The organism is Lysobacter oculi, assembly GCF_003293695.1.
Lineage (GTDB): Bacteria > Pseudomonadota > Gammaproteobacteria > Xanthomonadales > Xanthomonadaceae > Solilutibacter > Solilutibacter oculi.
In genome coordinates this window covers 2,233,497-2,258,367 of sequence record NZ_CP029556.1, presented here as the reverse complement: position 1 = coordinate 2,258,367, position 24,871 = coordinate 2,233,497, and the positions used below count along the sequence as shown (strand labels likewise).

Genomic DNA, 24,871 nt, shown 5'->3' with positions numbered 1-24,871 from the left:
GAATCCCCCATGTCCCACGAGACCCACGACGACCGCCGTCGCTTCCTGAAGCAGCTCGGTCTGACCATGGCCGGTGGCGCGGCGATGTCCGCCTTCCCGCAGTTCCAGCTGGTCAGCCGGGCGCTGGCCGCCACCACCGCGCCCACCAGCGGCTACCGCGCGCTGGTCTGCATCTTCCTGTTCGGCGGCAACGATTCCTTCAACATGCTGATCCCGCATGCGCAGCCGGAATACGACGCCTACCTGGGCATCCGCGGCGGCGTCTACGATGCCGCGGCCAACAGCCAGGGGCTGGCGATCGACCGCGCCACGCTGTTGCCGGTCACCGACACCGCCGGCAAGACCTGGGGCCTCAACCCGGCCTGCGACGGCATGCGGACGCTGTTCGAGCAGGGCGAGCTGGCGTTCCTGGCGAATGTCGGCACGCTGACCCAGCCGATCGCCGACAAGCGCGAATACGCGGCGGGCGCGCGCCTGCCGGCGGCGCTGTTCTCGCACAACGACCAGCAGCGCTTGTGGATGCGCGGGCATTCCGAGAACCGCGCGTTGCAGTTCGGCTGGGGCGGCCTGTCCGCCGACCTGCTGCGCAACCCGGCCTCGACCGCGCTGCCGGTGCTGCCGCCGTCGATCTCGCTCAACGGCAACAACCTGTTCCAGGCCGGGCAGTTCACCACGCCCTACGGCATGGGCAACCAGGGCCCGGTGGCGCTGCGCCGGCTGTCGGAGAACGCCGGCAACGGCGATGCCATCCGCCGCCGCGCGCTGCTCGACCTGCTCGGCCGCGACTACGGCCCGGTGATGCAGTCGCAGTACGGCGTGATCGGCGAGTCCTCGCTGGCGATCTCCAGCGCGCTCGGCACTGCGCTGGCCAATGACGGCACCGTCGCCACCATCTTCCCGCCCGAGAACAACCTGGGCGACCAGCTCAAGATGATCGCGCGCACCATCAAGGCCAGCCGCAGCCCGGCGGTCAACCACCACCGGCAGATCTTCTTCGCGTCGATGGGCGGCTTCGACACCCACGACAACCAGATGACCCAGCACACCGCGCTGCTCGGCAAGCTGAGTTCGGCGCTGCTGGCATTCCGGCGTGCGCTGGACGAGGTCGGCGCGCTCAACGACACCGTGACCTTCACCATGAGCGACTTCGGCCGCACCCTCAACAGCAACGGCAACGGCACCGACCACGGCTGGGGCGGCGTGCAACTGATGATGGGCGGATCCAGCGCCAACGGCGGACCGCTGCGCGGTCGCCAGGTCTGGGGCGACTACCCGCTGCTCTCGCTCGACGGGCCGCGCCTGATCGAACGCGGGCGCGTCATCCCCACCACGTCCAACAACCAGATGGCGGCCACCCTCGCCCGCTGGCTGGGCGTGGATGGCAGCGACCTGCCGCTGGTGTTCCCGGGCATCGGCAACTTCCCGACGCCGACGCTCGGCTTCCTGGGCTGAGGATGACGCAGGCGGCCGGCATCCCCGCGCGGCGCGTGGGGACTAAGATGCTTCGTCCCGGTCCTTCGAGTCCCGCGTGAGCCACGAGACCCGCATCATCGACACCCTGCTTGAGCGCGGCCGGCTCAAGCCCGACGACATCCGCCGCGCCGAATCGCTGCGGGGCGACACCGATGCGGTGCCGCTGCTGCCGCTGCTGGAACGGCTGGGCGTGCTGGCCGAAGCCGACCACGCGCGCGCCGCCGCCGAGGCGATGGACCTGCCGCTGGCCGAGGCCGCCGACGCACCGGAAGCGCCGCCCGATACCGCCGATGTCTCGCCGCGCTTCCTGCGCCAGTTCCAGCTGATCCCGGTGGCGGAAGTGGATGAGGCGATGGAAGTGTGGACGGCGGACCCGTGGCTGGCGCCGCCGCTGGATGCGCTCGCGCTGGCGCTGGGCCGCCCGCTGGCCCTGAAGGTGGCGCCGCGCGCGGCGATCACCGCGCTGCTGTCGAAGTGGTATCCGGAAGCCGAAGCCGCGCGCGACGACGAGACCGCCGATGCCGGCGCCGACCTCGACGACGTGGAGCACCTCAAGGACCTGGCCTCGGAAGCGCCGGTGATCCGCATCGTCAACCAGGTGCTGCAGCGCGCGGTGGAACTGCGCGCATCCGACATCCACCTGGAGCCGTTCGAGCGCGAGATGAAACTGCGCTACCGCGTGGACGGCGTGCTGCAGGAAGCCGACGCGCCGCCGCTGGCGATGGCGCCTGCGGTGATGAGCCGCTTCAAGATCCTCGCCCGGCTCAACATCGCCGAACGCCGGCTGCCGCAGGACGGCCGCATCCAGCTGCGCGTGCAGGGCCGCGAACTCGACCTGCGCGTGTCCACCGTGCCGACCACGCATGGCGAATCGGTGGTGCTGCGCCTGCTCGACCGCGAGAACGTCAGCCTGGACCTGGGCGCGCTCGGCTACACCGACGCCCAGCGCGCACGGCTGCGCGAGGCGCTGTCGCTGCCGCACGGCATCGTGCTGGTGACCGGGCCGACCGGCTCCGGCAAGACCACCACGCTGTACGCGGCGCTGGCCCAGCTCAATGAAAGCGGGGTCAAGATCATCACCGTCGAGGACCCGGTGGAATACCGGATGGACGGCATCAACCAGATCCAGGTCAAGCCGCAGATCGGGCTGGATTTCGCCAGCGCCCTGCGCGCGATCGTGCGCCAGGACCCGGACATCATCCTGGTCGGCGAAATGCGCGACATCGAGACCGCGCGCACCGCGATCCAGTCGGCGCTGACCGGCCACCTGGTGCTGTCCACGCTGCACACCAATTCCGCCTGCGGTGGCCTGACCCGCCTGCGCGACATGGGCATCGAGAACTACCTGGTCACCTCCACCGTCAACGCGCTGCTGGCGCAGCGGCTGGTGCGCCGGCTCGAACCCACGCACGCCGAGCGCTACCTCGCCAGCGAGGAGGAAATCGCACGCTTCGGGCTGCGACGTTTCCAGCCGGAAGGCGACATCCAGCTGTGGCGGCCCACGCCTTCCGCGCTGTCGGCCAGCGGCTACCTGGGCCGGCTCGCCATCGTCGAACTGGTGTTGATGAGCGATGCGCTGCGCCACGCGGTGATGCAGGACGCGACGGTCGGCCAGCTCGAAGCCATCGCCGCGTCGGAGGGCAACATCCGCATGGCCGATGACGGCATCCGCAAGGCGCTGGCCGGCCAGACCACGCTGGAAGAAGTGCTGCGGGTCACCCAGCTCGGCTGATGGCGACGTTCCGTTTCACCGCCGTCGACGACAAGGGCCAGCGCCGCGATGGCGTGCTCGATGTCGCCGACGCCGCCAGCGCCGTCGCGCAGCTGCACGCGCGGCAGTGGACGCCACTCGACGTGCAGCCGGCCGGCGCCGGTTCGCGCGGCACCGCATGGGCGCCGTGGCGCAGATCCAACAGGGTCGATGGCGATGCGTTGCTGCGCTTCACCGACCAGCTGGCCACGCTGCTCGCCGCCGGCCAGCCGATCGACCGCGCGCTGGCGATCCTGCAGGAATCCGCGACCGGCGCGCTGGCCCCGCTGCTGGCCGAAGTGCGCGACGACGTGCGCGGCGGCAGCAGCCTGTCGGCGGCGATGGCCCGCCACGGCGATGCCTTCCCGCCGCTGGTGCAGAGCCAGGTCAAGGCCGGCGAGGCCGGTGCCGCCCTTCCGCAGGTGCTGCGCCGCCTGTCGGAATACCTGGGCCGCAGCGCGGGCTTCCGCCGCAGCCTGATCAACGCCGCCATCTACCCGGTCATCCTGATGGGCACGGTGCTGCTGTCGATGGGCTTCCTGCTCGGCTACGTGGTGCCGCAGTTCGCCGAGATGTACGCCAACCTGCAGGCCGAGCTGCCCTGGTTCTCCAAGGTCGTGCTGGGCCTGGGGATGTGGGTGCGGACCTGGTGGTGGCTGCTGTTCGCGCTGGTCTTCGCCGCGCTCTTCATCGCCAATCTCTGGATGAAGAAGCCGGATTCCAAACCGAAGCTCGATGCCTGGCTGCTGCGGCGCAAGGCGCTGGGGCCGCTGCTGGCGCGCATCGATGCCGAACGCTGGTTGCGCACGCTGGGCATGCTGCTGGAATCGGGCGTGCCGATGATGGGCGCGTTGCGGATCAGCCAGGGCGTGCTGTCCAACGCGGTGCTCGCCGCCGCCGCGCAACGCGCCAGCGATGCGGTGCGCAGCGGTGCGCGCCTGTCCGATGCGCTGGCGCCGGAGCCGCACTTCCCGCGCCTGGCCCTGCAGATGATGCGGGTGGGCGAGGAAGCCGGCGAACTCGACGCCCTGCTGATCAAGGCCTCGGACACGCTGGAGCAGGACATCCGCCGCACGCTGGACCGCGCGATGGCCGCGCTGGTGCCGGTGGTGACGGTGGTGATGTTCGCGCTGATCGGTGCGGTGGTGATGTCGGTGCTGGTGCCGCTCTACGACCTGACCAGCGTGATCGGCTGAGGCACGCGCCCCAGCCGATCATTGCACCCGCTCAGGCCATCGACCCGAACTTGCCGCTGTTGAAATCGCGGACGGCTTCGGCGATCTCCGCCTGGCTGTTCATCACGAACGGCCCGTAGCCGACCACCGGCTCGTCGATCGGCTCGCCGGCCAGCAGCAGCAGCTTGGCTTCGCCATTGGCTTCCACCTGCACGCGGTCGCCTTCGGTCGAGAACGTCGCCATCTGCGTCGCGCGCAGCAGCGCATCGCCATTGACCTGCACGGTGCCGTCGAGCACCACCAGCATCGTGGTCCAGCCTTCCGGCAGCGGCAGGTCGATGTGGGCGCCGGCCGCCAGCCGCAGATCCCAGACATGCAGCGGGCTGAAGGTGCTGGCCGGGCCGGCCTGGCCATCGAACTCGCCGGCGATGACCCGCAGCTGGCCGCGGCCTTCGGGCAGGGTGACCACCGGGATGCTGGCATCGGTGATGGCCTGGTAGCCGGGCGCGGCCATCTTGTCGCGCGCCGGCAGGTTGACCCACAGCTGCACCATCTCGAACGGCCCGCCTTCGCGGCTGAAACGCTCGGAATGGAACTCCTCGTGGAGGATGCCGCTGCCGGCGGTCATCCACTGCACGTCGCCGCGCCCGATCACCCCGCCGCGGCCGGTGGAATCGCGGTGCTCCACCTCGCCCTCGTAGACGATGGTGACGGTCTCGAAGCCGCGGTGCGGATGCTGGCCGACGCCGCGGCGGTAGCCGTCGTTGGGGGTGAACGAGGTCGGCGCCGCATAGTCCAGCAGCAGGAAGGGGCTGCGCTCGGCCACGCCCGGGCCGCTGTAGCCAAACATGCCGTGGACCGGGAAGCCGTCGCCCACCCAGTGGCGTCCGGGGGCGCTGCCGATGTTGAGGATCTTCTTGATGGGGAACTCCACGGGCGGACCATCCGCCGTTGCAGACAAGGTAATTTCGGGACGATGCCTTGTGTAGATGGCAAAAATATCCCGCATCGTCCTATCATCCGAACGATGCAGGACCTCAACGACCTCTATTACTTCGTCCATGTGGTGGACCACGGCGGCTTTGCCCCGGCCGGTCGCGCATTGGGCGTGCCGAAGTCGAAGCTGAGCCGGCGCATCGCCCTGCTGGAGGAACGTCTCGGCGTGCGCCTGATCCAGCGTTCCAGCCGCCGCTTCAACGTGACCGAGCCCGGTCAGGCCTATTACGCCCACGCCAAGGCCGCGCTGGTGGAAGTCGCCGCCGCCGAGGAGGCGATCCTGCGGCAGGGCTCGGAGCCGCGCGGCACGGTGCGGATGAGCTGCCCGATCACCCTGCTCGACACCGACGTCGGCCCGATGGTCGCGGAATTCCTGAGCCTGCATCCGCAGGTCAGCCTGCACCTGGACGCCACCAACCGCCGGGTCGACGTGATCGGCGAAGGGCTGGACATCGCGCTGCGGGTGCGGCCGCCGCCGCTGGAGGATTCCGACCTGGTGATGCGGGTGCTGGCCTCGCGCCGGCAATGCCTGGTCGCCAGCCCGCGCCTGATGGCGCGGCTCGGCCAGCCGGACACGCCGGAAGCGCTGCTCGGCTACCCGAGCATGGATCTGGGCCTGCCGCAGAACCAGCATGTCTGGGACCTGCACGGGCCCAGCGGCGAACACGCCGCCATCCACCACCAGCCGCGTTTCGTCACCCGCGGCATGCTCGCCCTGCGCGATGCGGCGGTGGACGGCGTCGGCATCGTGCAGCTGCCGCGCATGGTCACCCGCGAGCTGGTCGCGCAGGGCCGGCTGCAGCACGTGCTGGAAGGCTGGGCGCCGAAGGAGGAGATCGTCCACGCGGTGTTCCCGTCGCGGCGCGGGGTGCTGCCGGCGGTGCGCGCACTGATCGATTTCCTGGCCCAGCGTTTCGCCGCGCTCGACGTGGATTGACGAAGCCGCTTCCTCCACCCGCTGCTACGCTTTCGCCATGAGTTACGAACGATACGCGCCGGCGCCCGACCTGCGCCCGGCCTGGCGGCGCAGGCTCGGCGCCTACCTGCGGCTGATGCGCGCGGACCGGCCGATCGGCTGGCTGCTGCTGCTGTGGCCGACGTGGTGGGGCCTGTGGATCGCCAGCGGCGGCCTGCCGGAGTGGCACCCGCTGGTCGTCTTCACCGTGGGCGTCTGGCTGACCCGTGGCGCCGGCTGCGTGATCAACGACTACGCCGACCGCTGGCTGGATGGCGAAGTGGAGCGCACCCGCCAGCGCCCGCTGGTCACCGGCGAGGTCAGGCCGAAGGAAGCGCTGGCGCTGTTCGCGGTGTTGATGCTGGCCGCCTTCGCGCTGGTGCTGACGCTCAACAAGCTGGCGATCTGGATGAGCGTGGTCGGCGTGGCGCTGGCGGCGAGCTATCCCTTCCTCAAGCGCTACACCTACCTGCCGCAGGTCTATCTCGGCATGGCCTTCGGCTGGGGCATCCCGATGGCGTTCGCGGCGATCCAGGGCACGGTGCCGCCGGTCGCCTGGCTGCTCTACATCGGCAACATCCTCTGGGCCACCGCCTACGACACCTGGTACGCCATGGTCGACCGCGAGGACGACCTGCGCATGGGTTCGAAATCCACCGCGATCCTGTTCGGCGAGCTGGACCTGGTCGCGCAGGGCGTGCTGTACGCGGCGATGTTCCTGGCGCTGGGGCTGGCCGGGCAGCGCGCGGAGATGGGGCATTTCTACTGGGCCGGGCTGGGCGTGGCCGTGCTGCTGGTGCTGTGGGAATTCCGCATCGCGCGGACCCGCGAACGCGCCGATTGCTTCCGCGCCTTCCTCCACAACAACTGGGTGGGGATGGCGGTCTTCGCCGGCATCGCGCTGGACTTCGCCCTGCGCTGAACCCCTACGGGACGCGCGCGCACACCCAGGCATCCACCCGCGCAACGCCGGCCGCACGCAGCGCGAGGGCGGCGGCTTCCAGCGTGGCGCCGGTGGTCATCACGTCATCGACCAGCACCACGTGGGCGGGCGGCTCGATGCCGGCGCGGACCGCGAACGCACCGTGCAGGTTGCGGGCACGGCCGGCCTTGTCCAGCCGCGACTGTGCGCCGGTCGCACGCGGGCGCTGCAGCAGTCGCGCGTCCATCCGCCGCCCAAGCGCGCGGGCCAGCGGCTTCGCGAGTTCCAGCGCCTGGTCGTAGCCGCGCTGGCGCAGGCGTTGGCGATGCAGCGGGATCGGCACCAAGACGGCGTCGGGGGCGTGGGCGGCGGCATCGCGCAGGGCATCGGCCATCAGGCCGGCCAGCAGGCGCCCCGACGCCAGCGACTGGTTGAACTTGAACATCGGCACCAGCCGGTCGAAGGGCGCGGCGTAGACGAAGCCGGCTTCGACATGATCCAGCGGCGACCGGCTTGCGAGGCAGTCGCCGCAGCGCGCATCGGCATCAGCCACCGGCAGGGGCAGGGCGCAGCGCCGGCAGGCGTGGCGGTTCCACGGCAGGGCGGCGAAACAGGCCGGGCACAGGTCGCGGTCGGCGCCGGCATCCCCCGCCAGGCCACACACCAAACAGGACGCGGGCCAGAGCCGGCGCAGCAGGCCGTCAACCCACGGGCGCGGCGAAAAGTTGACAGGGCGGGGCATGGTTTCCAGACTGGCCGCCTGCCCTGCCCCCGGTCCATCCGACATGTCTGAAACCACCCTCGGCGCCGCACCGGTCCGCCACGACTGGACGCGCCCGGAAGTCGCCGCGCTGTTCGCGCTGCCCTTCACCGACCTGCTGTTCCGCGCCGCCAGCGTGCACCGTGCGCATTTCAACGCCGACGAGGTGCAGGTCTCGACCCTGCTCTCGGTCAAGACCGGCGGCTGCCCGGAGGACTGCGGCTACTGCCCGCAGGCGCAGCGCTACCACACCGGCGTGGACGCGACCAAGTTGATGGAATGCGATGCGGTGCTGGAGAAGGCCCGCGCCGCCAAGGCCGCCGGTGCCTCGCGCTTCTGCATGGGGGCGGCCTGGCGCTCGCCGAAGGACCGCGACATCCCGAAGGTGGCCGAGATGATCGCCGGGGTGAAGGCGCTGGGTCTCGAAACCTGTGCCACGCTCGGCATGCTCAGCGACACCCAGGCCAGTGCGCTGAAAGACGCCGGCCTCGACTACTACAACCACAACCTGGACACCGCGCCGGATTTCTATGGCGATGTCATCACCACCCGCGACTACCAGGACCGCCTCGACACGCTGTCGAACGTGCGCGATGCCGGCCTGAAGACCTGCTGCGGCGGTATCGTCGGCATGGGCGAGTCGCGCGACCAGCGCGCCGGCCTGCTGCACACGCTGGCCACGCTGCCGGCGCACCCGGATTCGGTGCCGATCAACCGCCTGGTGCGCGTCGCCGGCACGCCGCTGGCCGAGGAGAAGGAACTCGATCCGTTCGAGTTCGTGCGCACGATCGCCGTCGCCCGCATCGTCATGCCGAAGTCGATGGTGCGGCTGTCGGCCGGCCGCGAGACCATGAGCGACGAGCTGCAGGCGCTCTGCTTCCTGGCCGGCGCCAATTCGATCTTCCACGGCGACAAGCTGCTGACCACCGGCAATCCGGACACCGCGCGCGACGACGCATTGTTCGCGCGGCTGGGCCTGAAGCCGATGCCGTTCGCCGGCGCCGACATCAATCCGTGCAGCGAGACCGTGCACGCCGACATCCTCGCTTCGGCCGCCGCCTGATGCGTCCTTCGCTGCGCGATCGCATCCTGGAAGCGCGCAAGCAGCGCGACGACCGGCGCCGCCGCCGGCATCGCCAATCCATCCAGCGCCGCGACGGCGTGCATCTGGAAATCGACGGCCGCTGGCTGACCGGTTTCTGCAGCAACGACTACCTGGGCCTGTCGCAGCATTTTTCGGTGATCGGCGCCCTGCAGGACGAGGCCGCGCGCTCCGGCGCCGGCGGCGTGTCCTCGCACCTGGTCTGCGGCCACATGGCCATCCACGATGCGCTGGAACGCGAAGTCGCCGACTGGCTGCAGGTGCCGGCGGCGCTGGCGTTCTCCAGCGGCTGGGCCGGCAACCTGGCGGTGGTGCAGGCGATGCTGGGCGAAGGCGACGTCTGCGTGCAGGACCGCCTCAACCACGCCAGCCTGCTCGATGCCACCCGCCTGGCCAGCTGCCACCTGCGCCGCTATCCGCATGGCGATGTCGAAGGCGCGTTGCGCCAGTTGCGCACCCATCCCGATGGCGCGGCGATGATCGCCACCGACGGCGTCTTCAGCATGGACGGCGACCTCGCGCCGCTGCGCGACCTCGCGCTGGCCGCGATGGTCCAGCGCGCGACGCTGTATGTCGATGACGCGCACGGCATCGGCGTGGTCGGCCCGGAGGGGCGCGGCAGCGTGGCGGCCGCGCGGCTGACGGTGAAGGAAGTACCGCTGCAGCTGGCCACGCTCGGCAAGGCGCTCGGCAGCTTCGGCGCGGTGGTGGCGGGCGAGGCCGATTACGTCGCGCATCTCGCCGAAACCGCGCGTCCGTATCTCTACACCACCGCGCTCACCCCGGCACAGGCCGCGGCCTCGCTGGCGGCGGTCAAGCTGGCCCGGCGCGAACACTGGCGCCGCGAAAAACTGCTGGCGCTGACCCTGCGCTTCCGCGCCGCCGCGCTCCGCAATGGCTTCGCCCTGCTCGATTCCGACACGCCGATCCAGCCGCTGGTCTGCGGCACCGCCGCGCATGCCCTGGCGATGGCCGACGCGCTGCGCGACGAAGGCTTCCTGACCGTCGCCATCCGCCCGCCGACCGTGCCGGAAAACACCGCGCGCCTGCGCATCACGCTTTCCGCGCTGCACACGCCGGAAGACATCGACGCGCTGGTGGACGCCCTCTGCCGCGCCCGCGACGAAACCCGGCGCCGCGTCGGCACCCCGCTGTGAGCGCGCCGCAGGCGCACGGCCGGGTCGCGCTGGCCGCGGTGCTGATCGCGCTCGCCTCGGCGCTGTTCTTCACCCTGACCTATGTGCTCAACCGCGCCAGCGCCAGCGAAGGCGGCCACTGGGCGTGGACGGCCTGCCTGCGCTACTTCATCACCCTGCCGCTGATGATCCCGCTGATGCGCGGGCGGATGCGGCCGCTGTGGCAGTCGATGCGCGCCCACCCCGGCGCGTGGCTGGCCTGCAGCGCGCTGGGCTTCGTGCTGTTCTACGTGCTGCTGGCCTATGCGGCGGACAGCGGCCCGTCGTGGCTGATCGCCGGCAGCTTCCAGTTCACCGTGATCGCCGGGATGCTCTGCGCGCCTTTCCTCTACCGCGATGTGCGCCGCAAGGTGCCGATGTCGGCCTGGGGCATCGGCCTGCTGATCCTGGCCGGGGTGATGCTGATGCAGGTCTCGCACGCCGACGGCGGCATGGACCGCGCGGCGTGGATCGCGCTGGCCTGCGTGCTCGGCTCGGCCATCCTCTATCCGCTCGGCAACCGACTGTTGCTGCTGCATCTGGAAAAAACCGGCGAGCCGCTCGACGCCACCCAGCGCGTGTTCGGCATGACGCTCGCCAGCCAGCCGCTGTGGCTGCTGGTCGCGGTGTACGCGTTCTCGCAGGCCGGCGCGCCGTCGGTTTCGCAGGTGTGGCTGGCCGCCGGCGTGGCGCTGTCGGCGGGCGTCATCGCCACCATCCTGTTCTTCAAGGCGACCGGCCTGGTCCGCGACAACCCCACCGCGCTCGCCGCGGCGGAAGCGATGCAGGCGGCGGAACTCATCTTCGCCAGCGTGCTCGGCGTGCTGTTCCTGCACGAGGCCTGGCCGAAAGGCGGTGCACTGGCCGGCGGCGCGATGATCGTCACCGGCATCGTCGCCTTCGCCTGGGTCGCCTCGCGTCCGCGCAAGTCGGATGCGCGCGAAGTGCAGGCGATGCGCTCGGAGCATGGCGCATGAGCCTGCATGTCGAACGCAGCGGCTACGGCCCCGACCTGGTGTTGCTGCATGGCTGGGCGATGCACGGCGGCGTGTTCGCGCCGCTGGTCGAGCGCCTGCGCGACCGCTGCACGCTGCATGTGGTGGACCTGCCGGGCCACGGCCTGTCGCGCGATGCCGAAGCCGCGTTGACGCTGCAGGCCGCCGCCGATGCGGTGGCCGATGTCGTGCCGGCCGATGCGCTCTGGTGCGGCTGGTCGCTCGGCGGGCTGATCGCCCTGCATGCGGCGCAACGCGGCGCGCCGATGCGTGCGTTGGCGATGCTCTGCGCCTCGCCCTGTTTCGTGCGCCGCGACGACTGGCGCTGGGGCATGTCGGCGGAGATCTTCCGCGACTTCGCCAGCGGCCTGCGCGATGACTGGCGCGGCACGCTCGATCGTTTCCTCGCGCTGGAAGCCTTCGGTTCCGATCACGCCAAAGAGGAACTCCGCAGCCTGCGCGATGCGCTGTTCGCGCGCGGCGAGCCGGCCGCCTCGGTGCTGGCCGATGGCCTGCATCTGCTCGAAACCAGCGACCTGCGCGCCGGCCTGCCCGCGCTCGCGTTGCCGAGCGCATGGATCGCCGGACGCCGCGACCGCCTAGTCGATCCGCGCGCGATGGCCGAAGCCGCATCGCTCACCGCCGAGGCTCCGGTGACGGTGATCGAACACGCCGGCCACGCGCCCTTCCTCACCCATGCCGATGCGGTGGTGGCTGCACTCGCGCCGCTGCTGGACACCTCCGCATGAACTTCGCGCCGCCTCGCCCGCCGCTGTTCGACACCCGCCAGGTGCGCCGCGCCTTCGGGCGGGCCGCGCACGGCTACGACGCCGCCTCGCCGCTGCAGCGCGAGATCGAATCGCGGCTGCTCGAATCGCTCGACCACTGGGCGCTGCGTCATCGCGATGAAGTGCCGCAGGTGGTCGTCGATGTCGCCTGCGGGCCGGCCCGCGCCGCCCACGCCTTGCGCGCGCGCTGGCCCAGGTCGCAGGTGATCGCGCTCGATGCCGCGCTGCCGATGTTGCACGCCGCCCGCGACAACACCCGTGGCCAGTTACTGCGCGCGCGCGAAATCCCGCGCCTCAATGCCGACCTGCGCGCGCTGCCGCTGGCCGATGGCAGCGTCGACCTGCTGTTCTGCAATCTCGCGTTGCAGTGGATCGACGACCTGACCGCCGCCTTCGCCGAGTTCCGCCGCGTGCTGAAACCCGGCGGCATGCTGCTGGTGTCCACCTTCGGCAGCGAGACGCTGGCGGAGCTGCGCGAAGCCTTCGCCGCCGCCGACGCGTTGCCGCATGTCAGCCCGTTCACCGCCATCGCGCCGTTCGGCGATGCGCTGGTCGAAGCCGGTTTCCGCGAGCCGGTGATCGACCGTGACATCTTCATCGACCACCAGCCGGCCTTCGCCGACATCCTCAAATCGCTGCGCGCGATGGGCGCGACCAATGCCCTGCACGCGCGCCGCCATGCGCTGTCCGGACGCGCGCGTTTCGCCGCCGCCGAAGCCGCCCACCCGCGCGATGAACGTGGCTATCCGGTGCGCTGGGAAGCGATCTACGCGCAGGCCTGGGCGCCGGAACCGGGCACGCCGCGCCGCGATGCATTGGGCGAAGTCGCGGAAATCCCGATCTCGCGCATCCCGATCCGCCGCCGCGGCACCTGAGCGCGCACCCGCGAAGGTTCATCCGCGCCCGCCTAGACTCCGGCCATCCCATCGCCGGAGTATTCCGATGTCGCCGCGCGCGCTCGCCATGCTGCTCACCACCGCGATCTGTTTCAGCCTCGCGCCCAGGCCCACGCTCGCGCAGGATCGCGCGCAACTCGGCGTGCAGGCCGACGCCCTGCTGCGCAGCGCCAGCGCCGAATCGCTCGACGGCCTGTTCCAGTCGGTGCATGGCCTGATGAAGTCGCCGACCGATTCGCTGCAGGTCTGCCGCGCGCTCGCCTCCGACGCGCGCGGCAGCGCCGACACCTGGCTCACGCTGGCGCAGGGCCTGTCCGATGCGAACCGCGATGCGCTCACCGGCGCATTGGCCGATGTCGCACTGTCCGGCTGGCAGGGCCGGCCGATGCCGTTCGATGAAGCGGCGGCGCGACGCCAGCTGACCCAGGCCGGCGTGCGCGCGGCGATGCTCAACGACGGCTTCAGCGCCTCGGCGCTCGGCAACCCCACCGCGCCCGATGCCGACACTGATGCCACCGACATGGAAGCGCAGCGCTGCCGCTCGCTCGGCTGGCTGCTGGACGCGGTGGCCTCACAGCCGCGCGACGAACGCGCCGCGATCACCCGCCTGCTGCTGCGCGACGGGATCGCATCGACGTTGAAATCCTCAGCGTCTGCCGCGCCGGGCGGCTGATCAGCCGATCAACGCGGGCAACGCCGCGACATCCACATTGCCGCCACTGAGCAGGATGCCGACGCGCTTGCCGCGGAAATGCTCGGGATGCGCCAGCACCACCGCCAGCGCGACCGCGGCGGAGGGTTCGATCACCAGTTTGAGATGACGCCAGGCCAGCCGCAGCGATTCGCGGATGGCGGCTTCGTCGGCCAGCAGCATGCCCTTCGCATCACGGCGGATCAGCGCGAAGGTGCGTGCTGAAAGATGGCCGCGCAGGCCGTCGCAGATCGTGTCGGGCACGCGGTCGGTGATCAGCTGCCCACTGGCCAGCGAATCGAAGGCGTCGCGCGCGGCCTCGGGTTCGGCGCCCCAGACTTCGGTCTCCGGCGACAACGCGCGGCAGGCGATGCCGCTGCCCGAGAGCAGGCCGCCGCCACCGACCGGCGCGACGAAGGCATCCAACTTGCCGTCGCTGGCCAGCAGCTCCATCGCGGCGGTGCCCTGCCCGGCGATGACGTGCGGGTGGTCGAAGGGATGGATCAGCGTGGCGCCGCTTTCATCGACCACCTGGGCCACGGCGGCATCGCGGGCACGCATGTTGGGTGCGCAGCGGACGATGCGTGCGCCTTCGGCGGCGATGGCATCGAGCTTGATGGCCGGTGCGCCTTCGGGCACCACCACGGTCGCCGGGATGCCGCGCAGCCGGCAGGCCAGCGCGATCGCCGCCCCGTGGTTGCCGGAACTCTGGGTGGCCACGCCGCGCGCGGCCGTCGCGTCATCCAGCGCGAACACGGCGTTGCAGGCGCCACGGAACTTGAAGGCACCGATCCGCTGCAGGTTCTCGCACTTGAAGTGCAGCGAGGCACCGGCCAGCTCATCCAGCGCATCGGCGTGCAGCACCGGCGTGGCGCGCACATGCGGGCGGATGCGCGCGGCGGCATCCAGCAGGTCGGGGAAGGCGGGCAGGCTGGGCGATGCGGCGGTATCAGGCATCGCCGCAGACTAGCGCAGGGCACGGCCAGGCCTCCACATCGGCGGCATCTGAACGGTTCATCACCCGATCTTCATCGCCGGGGCGCTTAGCGAAAAATTAAGGGCGGATTCAATCGCCATGCCCGAAGGTGGACCCATGTTCCACGGGGGGTTCCACACCATGATCCGCAAATCCATCCTCAGCGCCGGCCTGCTCGGCACCGCGATGCTGCTCACCGGCTGCGTCACGCCCTATGTCAGCGGCACCGTCGGCACCCGCATCGGCAGTGGCGGCTATGTCAGCGGCAGCGTCGGCGGCTATCCGTACGGCTACGGCAATTACGGCGGCTATGGCGGCTACGACCGCTACGGTTACGGCCGCGCCACGGTCTATGGCTACGACCGCTACGGCAACCCGATCTACCGCATGCCGGACGGCCGGCTGGTGACGGGCCGCGCCAACAACAGCTACTACCGCAATCCGGGCTACGGCTATCCGGGTTCCAACTATCCGGGCTATGGCTACCCCGGCTACGGCTACCCCGGCTACGGCTATCCCGGTTCGAATTACCCGGGCTATGGCTATCCGGGTTACGGCTATCCCGGCTACCGGGTGCCGCCGCCGCGCTACAACTACCCGACCCGACCGCACTATCCGCGTCCTTCGACCGGGCAGAACGAGGGTGGCAACGTGCCGCCGGCCAGCCAGCCGCCGCGCCGCAGCACCGGGGGCAGCGCGAGCGGGGACATCCTGCGTCAGGCCCGCGAGGCCAAGCGGAACACGCCGCCGATCGAGCCCTGAGCCGGTAAAACCACGCAAAAAAGCTTGCAAGCCGCCCTGTTGCAGCGCAAGCTTTCCCCGCGACGCCCGCCTGAGGAAACATACGGATCCCCCCTGTTCCGTCCTCTTGCGGGCGTCGCGCTTTGTGCGGACCGCAGGCGGAAACAGCGGGAACCCCGGAAAAAATGAGGGGCCGGACGTCCCCCGACATCCGACCCCTCCGCTACCTCGTAGTGCACACCGCCGGCCCCTGCTCCAATACCGGCAACGCTTGCGCGTTTGGTCACTTCCGAGTGCATGGGTAATGCAGCAATTCCCGTGCCAAGGGTGAAAATGCCTTCACCGGGGTCGGCACCGACCGAAAAGCGCGACGTACTTCCCGGTTTACCCTGCCAAGGCACGCCGGAAGCGTTCGTGATGGACCAATTGGGTCAGGCCTGAGCGGGATCCGCGTCCAAGCCTGACCCGGATGCCGGCCAAAGCCCCGTTCCGGGCCTGCGCCTACAATTTCCGGCCGGGCCGCGCAGGCGACGCCTCTGGACAAGATTTCCGATGCAGCACGACTTCCACCACTTCGACGTCATCGTGATCGGCGGCGGCCATGCCGGCACCGAGGCCGCGCTCGCCTCCGCACGGGCCGGCGCACGCACCCTGCTGCTGACCCACAACATCGAGACCGTGGGCGCGATGAGCTGCAACCCGGCCATCGGCGGGATCGGCAAGGGACATCTGGTCAGGGAGATCGATGCGCTCGGCGGCGTGATGGCGAAAGCCGCCGACGCCGCCGGCATCCAGTGGCGCACCTTGAACGCATCGAAGGGGCCCGCCGTGCGCGCCACCCGCGCCCAGGCCGACCGCGCGCTGTACCGCGCCTTCATCCGCCGCGCGGTGGAAACGCAGCCCAACCTGACCCTGTTTCAGGCCTCGGTTGACGACCTGCTGATCGAAGGCGATGCGGTGCGCGGCGTCATCACCCAGACCGGTTTGAAATTCGAGGCGCCGTCCATCGTGCTGACGGCGGGGACGTTCCTGGCCGGCAAGATCCACATCGGCGAGACCCAGTACGCCGCCGGCCGCATGGGCGATCCGCCGTCGAGCGCACTCGCCGCCAAGCTGCGCGAAGGCGGCTTCGTCGTCGACCGGCTCAAGACCGGCACGCCGCCGCGCATCGATGGCCGCACGCTGGATTATTCGGTGATGACCGAGCAGCCCGGCGACACGCCGCGCCCGGTGTTTTCCTTCATGGGCTCCGATGCCGACCACCCGGTGCAGGTCAGCTGCTGGATCACGCATACGACCGAACGCACGCACCAGATCATCCGCGACGCGCTGCATCGTTCGCCGCTGTATTCGGGGCAGATCGAAGGGATCGGGCCGCGTTACTGCCCGAGCATCGAGGACAAGGTGGTGCGCTTCGCCGAAAAGGCCTCGCACCAGATCTTCGTGGAGCCGGAAGGCCTCGGCGTGGTCGAGATCTACCCGAACGGCATCAGCACCTCGCTGCCGTTCGACGTGCAGCTTGAACTGGTGCGTTCGATCACCGGCTTCGAATGGGCGCACATCACCCGGCCCGGCTACGCCATCGAATACGACTTCTTCGACCCGCGCGGCTTGAAGTCGTCGCTTGAGACGAAGGCGGTCGCCGGGCTGTTCTTCGCCGGCCAGATCAACGGCACCACCGGGTATGAGGAAGCCGCCGCGCAGGGCCTGCTGGCGGGCGTCAACGCCGCGCGCTTCGTGCAGGAAAAGGACGCCTGGAGCCCGCGCCGCGACGAAGCGTATCTCGGCGTGCTGGTCGATGACCTGATCACCCAGGGCACGCTGGAGCCCTACCGCATGTTCACCAGCCGCGCCGAATACCGGCTGCAGTTGCGCGAGGACAATGCCGATGCGCGACTGACACCGACCGGGCGCGAACTGGGTCTGGTCGATGACGCGCGTTACGCCGCGTTCGAAGCCAAGCGCACGGCGGTGGATGCCGAAACCGCGCGCCTGAAGTCGCTGTGGGCGGCGCCGAACAATCCGCTCGGCGCGGCCGTGGCCCGCGACATCGGGGTGGAAGTGAGCCGCGAAACTTCCGCGATGGACCTGCTGCGCCGGCCCGAACTCGATTACGCCACGCTGTCGAAGGTCGAAGGCATCGGGCCTGCGGTCGCCGACGCGAAGGTGGCCGAGCAGGTGGAGATCGAAGCGAAGTATTCCGGCTATCTCGACCGCCAGCGCGAGGAGATCGCCAAGGCGCGTCGCCACGAGGACAGCACGATCCCCGACGGTTTCGATTACGCGAACGTGCGTGGACTTTCGGCGGAAGTGCTGCAGAAACTCGAACGCGTGCGCCCGCAGACGCTCGGCCAGGCGCAACGCATTCCCGGCGTCACGCCGGCGGCGGTTCAATTGCTCATCGTCCACCTGACCCGCGCCCGGCGCGAGCGCGCGGCATGAGGCTGCATCGGCGCATCGCGCGTATCGTCGCCTGCGCCGGATTGATCGCGCTGGCCGGCTGCCAGCCGGCATCGTCCACCGACCATTCGAATCACGCCTCCGTCGCGACATCGGACATCCCACAGACGATGCGGGTGACGCCGTGGCCATTGCCGGCATCGCCCGGCGCCGCCTCGCCCGACCTGCGCATCGCGCCCGATGGCCGCCTGCTGCTCGGCTGGCTGCAGGCCGGCGACAACGGCACGCAGCATTTCCGCTTCGCCATCGCCGATGCCAAGGGCGCGTGGCCGGCACAGGCGCCGCGCGATATCGCTTCCGGCAGCGACCTCGTCGCCAACTGGGCCGACACGCCGCATCTGATCGCCACCGCCGATGGCGCGTTGTGGGCGCATTGGCTGCAGCGCCAGGGCGAGGAGCGCGGCGGCTACGACGTGGTGCTGGCGCGTTCCGATGACGGCGGACGCAGCTGGCAGGCCACGGTCAAGGTCAACGATGACGGCACCGACAGCGAGCACGGTTTCGCCACGCTGTGGCCGGAAGGCGCGGACCGCATCGGCATCGCCTGGCTGGATGGCCGCAACACCGCCGGCGCGCACGCGCACCACGGCGGCGGGCGGATGACGCTGCGCACGGCCAGCTTCGATGCACGCCTCGCGCGTCACGACGAACGCGAACTCGACGCCTCCACCTGCGACTGCTGCCAGACCGGCGCGGCGCTGGTCGCGGGCGAACCGATGCTGGCCTGGCGCGGCCGCGACGCCGATGAAACCCGCGACATCCTGAGCAGCCGCCGCATCGACGGCAGATGGCAGGCGGCACGCGCGGTGCATGCCGATGGCTGGCGGATCGAAGGCTGCCCGGTCAACGGGCCTGCGCTCGCCGCGCACGGCAACAGCGCGCTCGCCGGCTGGTACACAGAGGCCGATGGCGGCCCACGCGTGCGCATCGCGCGGGCGGCTGGACGCGGCTTCGGCCCGATGCACGAAGTGGATGCCGGTGCGCCGGTGCTCGGCCGCGTCGCCGTGGCGTTGGACGCGAAGCAGGCCTGGGTCGCGTGGCTGCGCGAAGCCGATGGCGTGCAGTCGCTGATGCTGGCGCGTTTCTCGCCCGCGCTCGACCGCGAATGGCAGCGCATCGAAGTGGCGAAGCTGAAAGCGCGCGGCCACGCCAGCGGCCTGCCGCGACTGGTGTCCGATGGACGCGGCGCGTGGCTGGTCTGGACCGATGTCGAAGCCGGCGCGCGCGTGCTGCATGGCGCGCGCATCGGCGTGGAGTAATCAGCGCTCGGTGCGCCAGTTCACCGAGCCCTTGTTCTCCACCGTGCTCGATTCGATGGTGATGTCGAAGCCCTTGCGCAGCAGGTACTTCAGCGTCAGCACCTGGCCGGTGCCGAGCAGCGACACGCCGTAGCCGACGTACAGGCGCGGCGACAGGTATTTGCCGACGCCGAACACGCTGCCGCCCAGCGTGCTGGACTGCATGAAGCCGGCATCGTCCAGCCCGATCTTCGCGCCCAGCTGCGAGGCGAGCAGGCTGCCACCGGCGGTCAGCGCGGCGGACGCGGCATTCAACTGGCGGCCTTCCTCGTCGCTGGCCGAAGACAGCGAGCGGCCCAGCGCGAGATAGGCCAGCGCTTCGGACTGGTCCATCGCCGGGTTCGCCCAGACTTCCGCATTCGGCGCGGTGGCACGTCCGGTGACGCGGATGCCGGCGGTGACATCGCCCACCTCGCGCTGCGCGCGGATGTCGAGCACCGGATTGGCGATGGCGTCGTTGGTCCAGACCAGGCGGCCGGTCTCGATCTGCAGCTTCTGGCCGTAGGCGCTGTAGCGGCCATCGACGGTGAGCGTGCCGGTCGCGGTCATCTCGCGACCCGGCTTGGCCAGCACGCGCAGGCGGCCGCCCAGCTGCCCGTCCAACCGGAAGCCACGCAGCTGCACGTCGTCGCCGATCGCCAGCGTCAGGTCCATGTCCAAGCCGGTGCGGGCGGTGCGCTTCGGGTTGACCGGATCCAGCACCACCACGTCATCGGAACGGGTCACGCCATCGTCCAGCCGCTCCAGGTCCATGCGCCCGGAGGGCACGGCCACGGTGCCGGTGACGCGCATCGGCTGGCCGGGCTGGATCTGCACGGTGACCTCCGGGTCCACCACCGCACGCAGTTCGCGGGTGTCGGACAGCAGCACGTTTTTGCCGCTGACCTTCAGCACCACCGGCGTGTCCTGCCCGCGCCAGCCCAGCGTGCCATCGATGTTGAGGATGCCGTCGCCCGACCGCACGCTGCCGGACAGCCGCGCGTTGCCATCCGCCTGCGCGCGCAGCGACAGGTTGCCCTGCGTCAGCACCAGGCCGTATGCGGGTACTTCGGCGCGCAGGTTGAGCAGCTGCGCGTTGCCGCCGATCGCCGGATTGCCGCGCGTGCCGGACAGGGTGATGACGCCATCGACCGTGCCGCGCGGATCGACCAGATCGGGCACGAAGGCTTCCAGCCACGACAGGTCGTTCATGTCGAGGTCGATGCTGCCGGCCAGCGGCGCGAATTCGTCCCAGCCGGTATCGACCCGCGCCTTAATCCGGCCATCGCCGCTGATGCCGGTGTCGAGCGTGGCGTTGATGCGTTGCGGGTCGAAGCGCGCATCCAGCACCAGCGCGCGATAGCTGAGCAGGCCATCGGTGCGCTTGTCGCCCAGCTGCAGGCCGCCCGCACCCGAGCGCAATTGCGCGGTGCCGGCCCAGCTGTTGCCGACCGGGCGCACATGGGCGTCGATATCGGCACTGCCATCCAGCATCCACACCTTGCCGTCCTCGCGCGGCGGCAGCCACGGCGTGACCAGCGCCAGCGGCAGACCGTTGCCACGGATGTCGAGCCCGCGCCCCGGCCATTGCCCGCCCGCGCACAGCTGGCCTCCGCCGCTCGACGCGAAACAGCCCTGCGTCAGCGTCCACGCACCACCGCGCTGCGCGTAACCGATCGGCGCCTGCAGCCGCCAGCTCGCGCCCTTCGGCGGATCGAAATCGAACGTGGCCAGCTGCCCCGACCAGTCCTGCCCGCGTCGCAGCGCGGTGCCGTTGAGCCGCAGCGCACCCATCGCTCCGCCGGCCTGCGCGTCCAGCCGCAGGTTTTCCATCGCGCCCGTCGCGTGTGCCTGCAAGGTGTCGAAGGCGAGGCCGGCCTGGATGCCGCGTGCATCGATGCGCAGGTCACCACCGCCGCCCTGCCACGGCAGCCGGCCGCGCGCGGTCAGCTGCGCCGCGCGGTAATCGCCATAGCGCAGGTCACGGCCGGCGATATCCGCGTCGATGTCGAAGGCGTTGCGCGGCCCGCGCAGCTGCACGCTGCCGTTCAACACGCCGGTCGCCGAGGGCAGCAAGTCGTTCAACTGCAGCGGGCTGAACTTCGCGTCGATATCGATGCGCTGGCCGATCCGGCCCTTCGCGTCCAGCCGGCTTGCGCCAAGCGTCAACGCGACATCGCCCGAATATTCCTCGCCGCGCACCTGCAGGCTGCCGCGCCCGCCGAGCGCACGCCCGCGCAGGCGGCCACCGAGATCGCGCACATCGACGTCGGCGCTGATGCGGTTGCGTGCATCGATGCCGCCATGGGTGTTGATGCGCCCGTTCACCGCGCCCGGCCAATCGGGCAGGAAATAGCCGGGATCGAAACCGGCCAGCCGTGCATCCAGCTTCCATTGCGTGGACGGGTTGATGTCGATGCGGCCAGTGGCGTCGAGCCGGCCTTCCGGCATCACCGCGCGCAGGGCCTTGATGGTCAGGCCGCGCGCATCGCCGGCACCGTCGAGCGCCACATCCGCACGCTGGGTGCCGCGGAGCAGCTTGGCCTCGCCGATGACCGCCCACTGCTCGCGCGTACCGGCCACGCCGAAGTCACCATCGCCGGCCACCTGCGCCTGGCCCTGCGCATCGCTCCAGCGCAGCCCGCGCGCATTCGCCGCGAAGCGGAAACGCGCGACGTCCTGCTTGAAGGTGCCGCTGCCGTTGAGCGTGACCCGGCCACCGAGCACATCCACCACCAGCGGTTGCGCGTGCAGGGTCTGGTCCTGCAGCCGCAGTTTCGACGGCTGCACCACGATGCGGTTGTCGCCCTGCCGCCATTCGCCGCGCAGGGTGCCACTTCCGCCCACGCCTTCGCCATTCGCATCGAACAGCATCGGCTCGCCACCGCGCTCGCCGGTGAACACCGCCGGGTCCAGGCCGTCACTCTTCGCGCGCAGCGTCCAGCGCGCGTTGTCCTCGCTCGTGCCGCGCGTCGGCGGGCGCAGGGTGAGCGTGGCGCGCAGCGGCGCCGGCGCGCGACCACCAACGAACACATCCATCGTGTCCAGGTTGCCGCGCGCGATCAGCCCGAGCCGGCCCGCGGTCTGTCCCGCCGGCGCCGGAAAGATCGCGGTGGCGGTGAGGTCGGTCGCGTAGTTGTCGCGCGACACGTACGAGCCGTCGGCGTGGAAGTGGCCACGGTCGCTGCGCACGTCGATTTCCTCCAGCACCAGGCGGCCGGATTCCGCACGCAGCCCGCCACGCAATTGCTGGATGTCGATGCTCGGCTCGCCGGCATTGCTCACTTTCAGGCCATCGATGCGGATCGCATCGGCTTCGATCGCCAGCGGCGGTTCGATGCGCGGCAGCACCTCCGGCCACTTCGGCAGTTCGAACGGCTTGTCGTCCTTCGCCAGGTCGAGCGTGGCATTGCGGATGTCGAGCGCGTCCAGCCGCAGCTTGCGGCCGAGCAGCGGGCGCACGCTCGGGTCCAGCGTCACCGTGTCGGCGGTGAACACGGTGTCGCGACGCTCCTTGCAACTGGCGAAGGGCGCGTTGACCGGGCGGTCCACATCCGCGCACGTCGCCCAGGTGAAGCGCACGCCGTGCAGGCTGAGCGGCCCCTTGGCCGGGCCTTCGGCGGACTTCCAGCTGAGCGATGCGTTCGCCGGCAGCGCGGCGACGATGCGTGCCAGCAGCACGTTGCGCCCGCCGATGGTGGTCAAGAGCCACCACAGCAGCACGGCGACCAACGCCGTGAGCAGCAGCGTGCCGATACCGCTTCGCCATGCCACCTTGCGCTGGCGGCGGCGACGCAGCTTCTTCAACTCCGCGAGGCGTTCCTCGCGCTGTTCGGGCGTGGCGTCATCCGGCAGCGGGTCCAGCCCGTAGCGGCGATAACGCGCGTAGCGTGCGCGCCAGTCCGGGCGCGGGCCGCCGCGACGGCTCACAGGTCAGCCCCCAGCCCGATGTAGAGCTGGAAGGACGAATCCGGCTGGTCCAGCCCGCGTGCGATGTCGATGCGGATCGGCCCGACCGGCGATTTCCAGCGCGCGCCGATGCCCACGCCAGTGCGCCAGTCGGGGCGGTTGTTGAACGCGCTGCCGCTGTCGACGAAGACCGCCGCGCCCCAGGTCGGGGTGAAGTAGCGCTCGAATTCCACGCTGCCGGTCACCACGTTCTTGGCGCCGATCGCATACATGCGGCCACGGTCGCTGCCGTCGATGCGCGGCCCGACTTCGCGCCAGCCATAGCCGCGGATGCTGCGGTCGCCACCGGCGTAGAAGCGCAGGCTCGGCGGGATGTCCACCAGCGAATCGGTCCAGGTGTGGCCCACTTCGCCGCGCACCAGCAGCCGGTTGCGTTTGCCCAGGCCCTTGAACCAGCGCACGCCCGCATGCAGCTGCGCGAAGTTGGCATCGGAGCCGGCGCCTGCCACGCCACCGCGCAGCATCAGCGTCGCGCCACGGCCATCGCGCGGGAACAGCCGGTCATCGGCATCGATATATTCCGCGCGCAACGACGGATAGGTGTAGGTGGCGTAGTTGTAGAGCGGCTCACCGCTGCCGTTGCCATCCACCTCGTAGGCCCAGCGTTCGCGCAGCGCGTGCAGCGAGGCGATCGCGGTCAGGTAGCGGTTGATCTCGCCGCTGCGGCTGGCCACGAACTCCAGCCGGCGCGTGTCGATGTAATCGTTCTGCTCGTCGGCGGCCTGCAGGCTGCCGGTGTACCAGCCATCCAGCCAGCGGAACGCCGGCACGCGGTACTGCAGGGTCAGCGTCTTGCGCTTCTGCGCCCAGTCCAGCTGCGCCAGCGCCTTGTGCCCACGGCGGTTGAGGTAACGCCGCTCCATGCCGGCGGTGAAACCGGCGCCGCTGTCGGTGCCGAACGACAGGCCCAGGTTGTAGACGCTGCGCTTGGCCGGCGTCAGCGTCACCGTGACCGGCACCAGGTAGTCCACCGCGTCCTGCGGCCTGGGGTCGATGTCGATGCGCGAGAAATAGTCCAGCGACACCAGCGATTTGCGCAGGCGGTCGAGGCGGCCCTGGTGGTAGTACTCACCTTCCTGCCAGTAGATGAGCTTCTCCAGCAGGCCCGGGTCGATGATCTCCTTCGGCGCCTGCACGAAGCTCACTTCCCCCATGTCGTAGCGCAGCCCGCTGTCCCAGGCCAGGTCGATGTCGGCGGCGTTTTCCGCGCGCGTCACCTCGACCCGGCGCGCAGTGAAGTCGGCATCGAAATAACCACGCTCGGCCAGGCGGCGGGTGATCCGGGCCTTGCTCGCCTCGTATTCGGGATGGGTGAAGACTTCGCCCGGCTTCGGCGCGAAGGCGGCCAGTTCTTCCTTCATGTAGCGGTCGTCGCCGCCTTCGTTGCTGATCCGCACGTCCTCGCGGCGCACGCGCACCGGCGCACCGGGGTCGATGTCGAGCGTCACCACCAGCGCGTTCGCATCGCCCGACTGACGCACGTTGACCGTGGGCGAGTAGTGGCCGAAGGGTTCAAGCGCCTCGCGCGCCTCGTCCTGCGCGGTCTCCAGCAGGTAGTCGAGGCGGCGCACGGTGATGGTCTTGTCGAGCGAATCCTCCAGCGACAGGTTGACCCGCACGTTCTCGGCCATCGCCTCGTCCAGCCCGTGGATATCGACGCGGCTGATCTTTTCCGCCTGCGCGGACAACGGAATGAGCGCGCATGACAGCGCGATAACGAGGCGGGGGAACGTCATCGGGCAAGGATAACCGTGGCCACCCTGCCTACCG

The 24,871-nt window shown here is 70.2% G+C and carries 19 protein-coding genes; 14 read left to right on the top strand and 5 right to left on the bottom strand.

Annotated features, from left to right (window positions below):
• The first annotated feature begins 9 nt into the window (after window positions 1-9).
• From DCD74_RS10875 to DCD74_RS10865, 3 genes are all read left to right on the top strand, one after another.
• Window positions 10-1,452, top strand: a complete 1,443-nt coding sequence (locus tag DCD74_RS10875) for a DUF1501 domain-containing protein (protein ID WP_112927329.1) — start codon at window positions 10-12, stop codon at window positions 1,450-1,452.
• A gap of 76 nt (window positions 1,453-1,528) precedes the next feature.
• A complete protein-coding gene (locus DCD74_RS10870; protein ID WP_112927328.1) occupies window positions 1,529-3,205 on the top strand; it encodes a GspE/PulE family protein in 1,677 nt (558 codons plus the stop codon).
• Window positions 3,205-4,419 (top strand): type II secretion system F family protein, encoded by a 1,215-nt coding sequence (locus tag DCD74_RS10865; RefSeq protein ID WP_112927327.1) that lies wholly within the window; start codon window positions 3,205-3,207, stop codon window positions 4,417-4,419. The genes DCD74_RS10870 and DCD74_RS10865 overlap by 1 nt, the downstream gene beginning before the upstream one ends.
• A gap of 31 nt (window positions 4,420-4,450) precedes the next feature.
• Here DCD74_RS10865 and DCD74_RS10860 read toward each other — a convergent pair whose 3' ends face one another.
• Window positions 4,451-5,332: a pirin family protein gene (locus tag DCD74_RS10860; protein WP_162615989.1), complete on the bottom strand. Its 882-nt coding sequence runs from the start codon at window positions 5,330-5,332 to the stop codon at window positions 4,451-4,453.
• Window positions 5,333-5,425: 93 nt separating this feature from the next.
• On the opposite strand from DCD74_RS10860, the gene DCD74_RS10855 reads away from it, so the two are divergent.
• Both DCD74_RS10855 and ubiA read left to right on the top strand, forming a co-directional pair.
• Entirely contained in the window at window positions 5,426-6,331 is a 906-nt protein-coding gene (locus tag DCD74_RS10855; protein WP_112927325.1) for a LysR family transcriptional regulator, read from the top strand.
• A gap of 37 nt (window positions 6,332-6,368) precedes the next feature.
• Complete coding sequence (gene ubiA / locus DCD74_RS10850) at window positions 6,369-7,271, top strand: 4-hydroxybenzoate octaprenyltransferase (protein ID WP_112927324.1); 903 nt, start codon at window positions 6,369-6,371, stop codon at window positions 7,269-7,271.
• A 4-nt stretch (window positions 7,272-7,275) separates the two neighbouring features.
• Here the strand turns inward: ubiA and DCD74_RS10845 are convergent, their stop codons facing one another.
• Entirely contained in the window at window positions 7,276-8,013 is a 738-nt protein-coding gene (locus DCD74_RS10845) for a ComF family protein (RefSeq protein WP_112927323.1), read from the bottom strand.
• 43 nt (window positions 8,014-8,056) lie between these two features.
• Between DCD74_RS10845 and bioB the strand changes: the two genes are divergently transcribed.
• The 6 genes from bioB to DCD74_RS10815 all read left to right on the top strand — a co-directional run bounded on the left by bioB (window position 8,057) and on the right by DCD74_RS10815 (window position 13,660).
• Window positions 8,057-9,094, top strand: coding sequence for a biotin synthase BioB (bioB, locus tag DCD74_RS10840; RefSeq protein WP_112927322.1), 1,038 nt, complete (start codon window positions 8,057-8,059; stop codon window positions 9,092-9,094).
• Window positions 9,091-10,290, top strand: coding sequence for an 8-amino-7-oxononanoate synthase (gene bioF / locus DCD74_RS10835; RefSeq protein ID WP_407072239.1), 1,200 nt, complete (start codon window positions 9,091-9,093; stop codon window positions 10,288-10,290). The genes bioB and bioF overlap by 4 nt, the downstream gene beginning before the upstream one ends.
• Entirely contained in the window at window positions 10,287-11,285 is a 999-nt protein-coding gene (locus tag DCD74_RS10830) for a multidrug resistance efflux transporter family protein (RefSeq protein ID WP_237049597.1), read from the top strand. Before bioF ends, DCD74_RS10830 begins: the two co-directional genes overlap by 4 nt.
• Window positions 11,286-11,287: 2 nt before the next feature.
• Entirely contained in the window at window positions 11,288-12,052 is a 765-nt protein-coding gene (gene bioH / locus DCD74_RS10825) for a pimeloyl-ACP methyl ester esterase BioH (RefSeq protein ID WP_112927810.1), read from the top strand.
• Window positions 12,049-12,966, top strand: coding sequence for a methyltransferase domain-containing protein (locus DCD74_RS10820; RefSeq protein ID WP_112927320.1), 918 nt, complete (start codon window positions 12,049-12,051; stop codon window positions 12,964-12,966). The genes bioH and DCD74_RS10820 overlap by 4 nt, the downstream gene beginning before the upstream one ends.
• A 67-nt stretch (window positions 12,967-13,033) precedes the next feature.
• Entirely contained in the window at window positions 13,034-13,660 is a 627-nt protein-coding gene (locus tag DCD74_RS10815) for a hypothetical protein (RefSeq protein ID WP_112927319.1), read from the top strand.
• Here the strand turns inward: DCD74_RS10815 and DCD74_RS10810 are convergent, their stop codons facing one another.
• A complete protein-coding gene (locus DCD74_RS10810) occupies window positions 13,661-14,635 on the bottom strand; it encodes a pyridoxal-phosphate dependent enzyme (RefSeq protein WP_112927318.1) in 975 nt (324 codons plus the stop codon). It lies immediately after the preceding gene.
• 160 nt (window positions 14,636-14,795) lie between these two features.
• On the opposite strand from DCD74_RS10810, the gene DCD74_RS12865 reads away from it, so the two are divergent.
• The 3 genes from DCD74_RS12865 to DCD74_RS10795 all read left to right on the top strand — a co-directional run bounded on the left by DCD74_RS12865 (window position 14,796) and on the right by DCD74_RS10795 (window position 19,114).
• Window positions 14,796-15,416: a hypothetical protein gene (locus tag DCD74_RS12865; protein WP_217424255.1), complete on the top strand. Its 621-nt coding sequence runs from the start codon at window positions 14,796-14,798 to the stop codon at window positions 15,414-15,416.
• Between the two features lie 531 nt (window positions 15,417-15,947).
• Window positions 15,948-17,837, top strand: a complete 1,890-nt coding sequence (mnmG, locus tag DCD74_RS10800) for a tRNA uridine-5-carboxymethylaminomethyl(34) synthesis enzyme MnmG (RefSeq protein ID WP_112927317.1) — start codon at window positions 15,948-15,950, stop codon at window positions 17,835-17,837.
• A complete protein-coding gene (locus DCD74_RS10795; protein ID WP_112927316.1) occupies window positions 17,834-19,114 on the top strand; it encodes a sialidase family protein in 1,281 nt (426 codons plus the stop codon). Before mnmG ends, DCD74_RS10795 begins: the two co-directional genes overlap by 4 nt.
• On the opposite strand, the gene DCD74_RS10790 is transcribed toward DCD74_RS10795, so the two are convergent.
• Window positions 19,115-23,062 carry a translocation/assembly module TamB domain-containing protein gene (locus DCD74_RS10790; protein WP_237049596.1) on the bottom strand — a complete coding sequence of 1,316 codons (3,948 nt, stop codon included), beginning with the start codon at window positions 23,060-23,062 and terminating at the stop codon, window positions 19,115-19,117. It lies immediately after the preceding gene.
• A complete protein-coding gene (locus tag DCD74_RS10785; protein ID WP_112927315.1) occupies window positions 23,059-24,837 on the bottom strand; it encodes an autotransporter assembly complex protein TamA in 1,779 nt (592 codons plus the stop codon). The genes DCD74_RS10790 and DCD74_RS10785 overlap by 4 nt, the downstream gene beginning before the upstream one ends.
• Window positions 24,838-24,871: the final 34 nt, after the last annotated feature.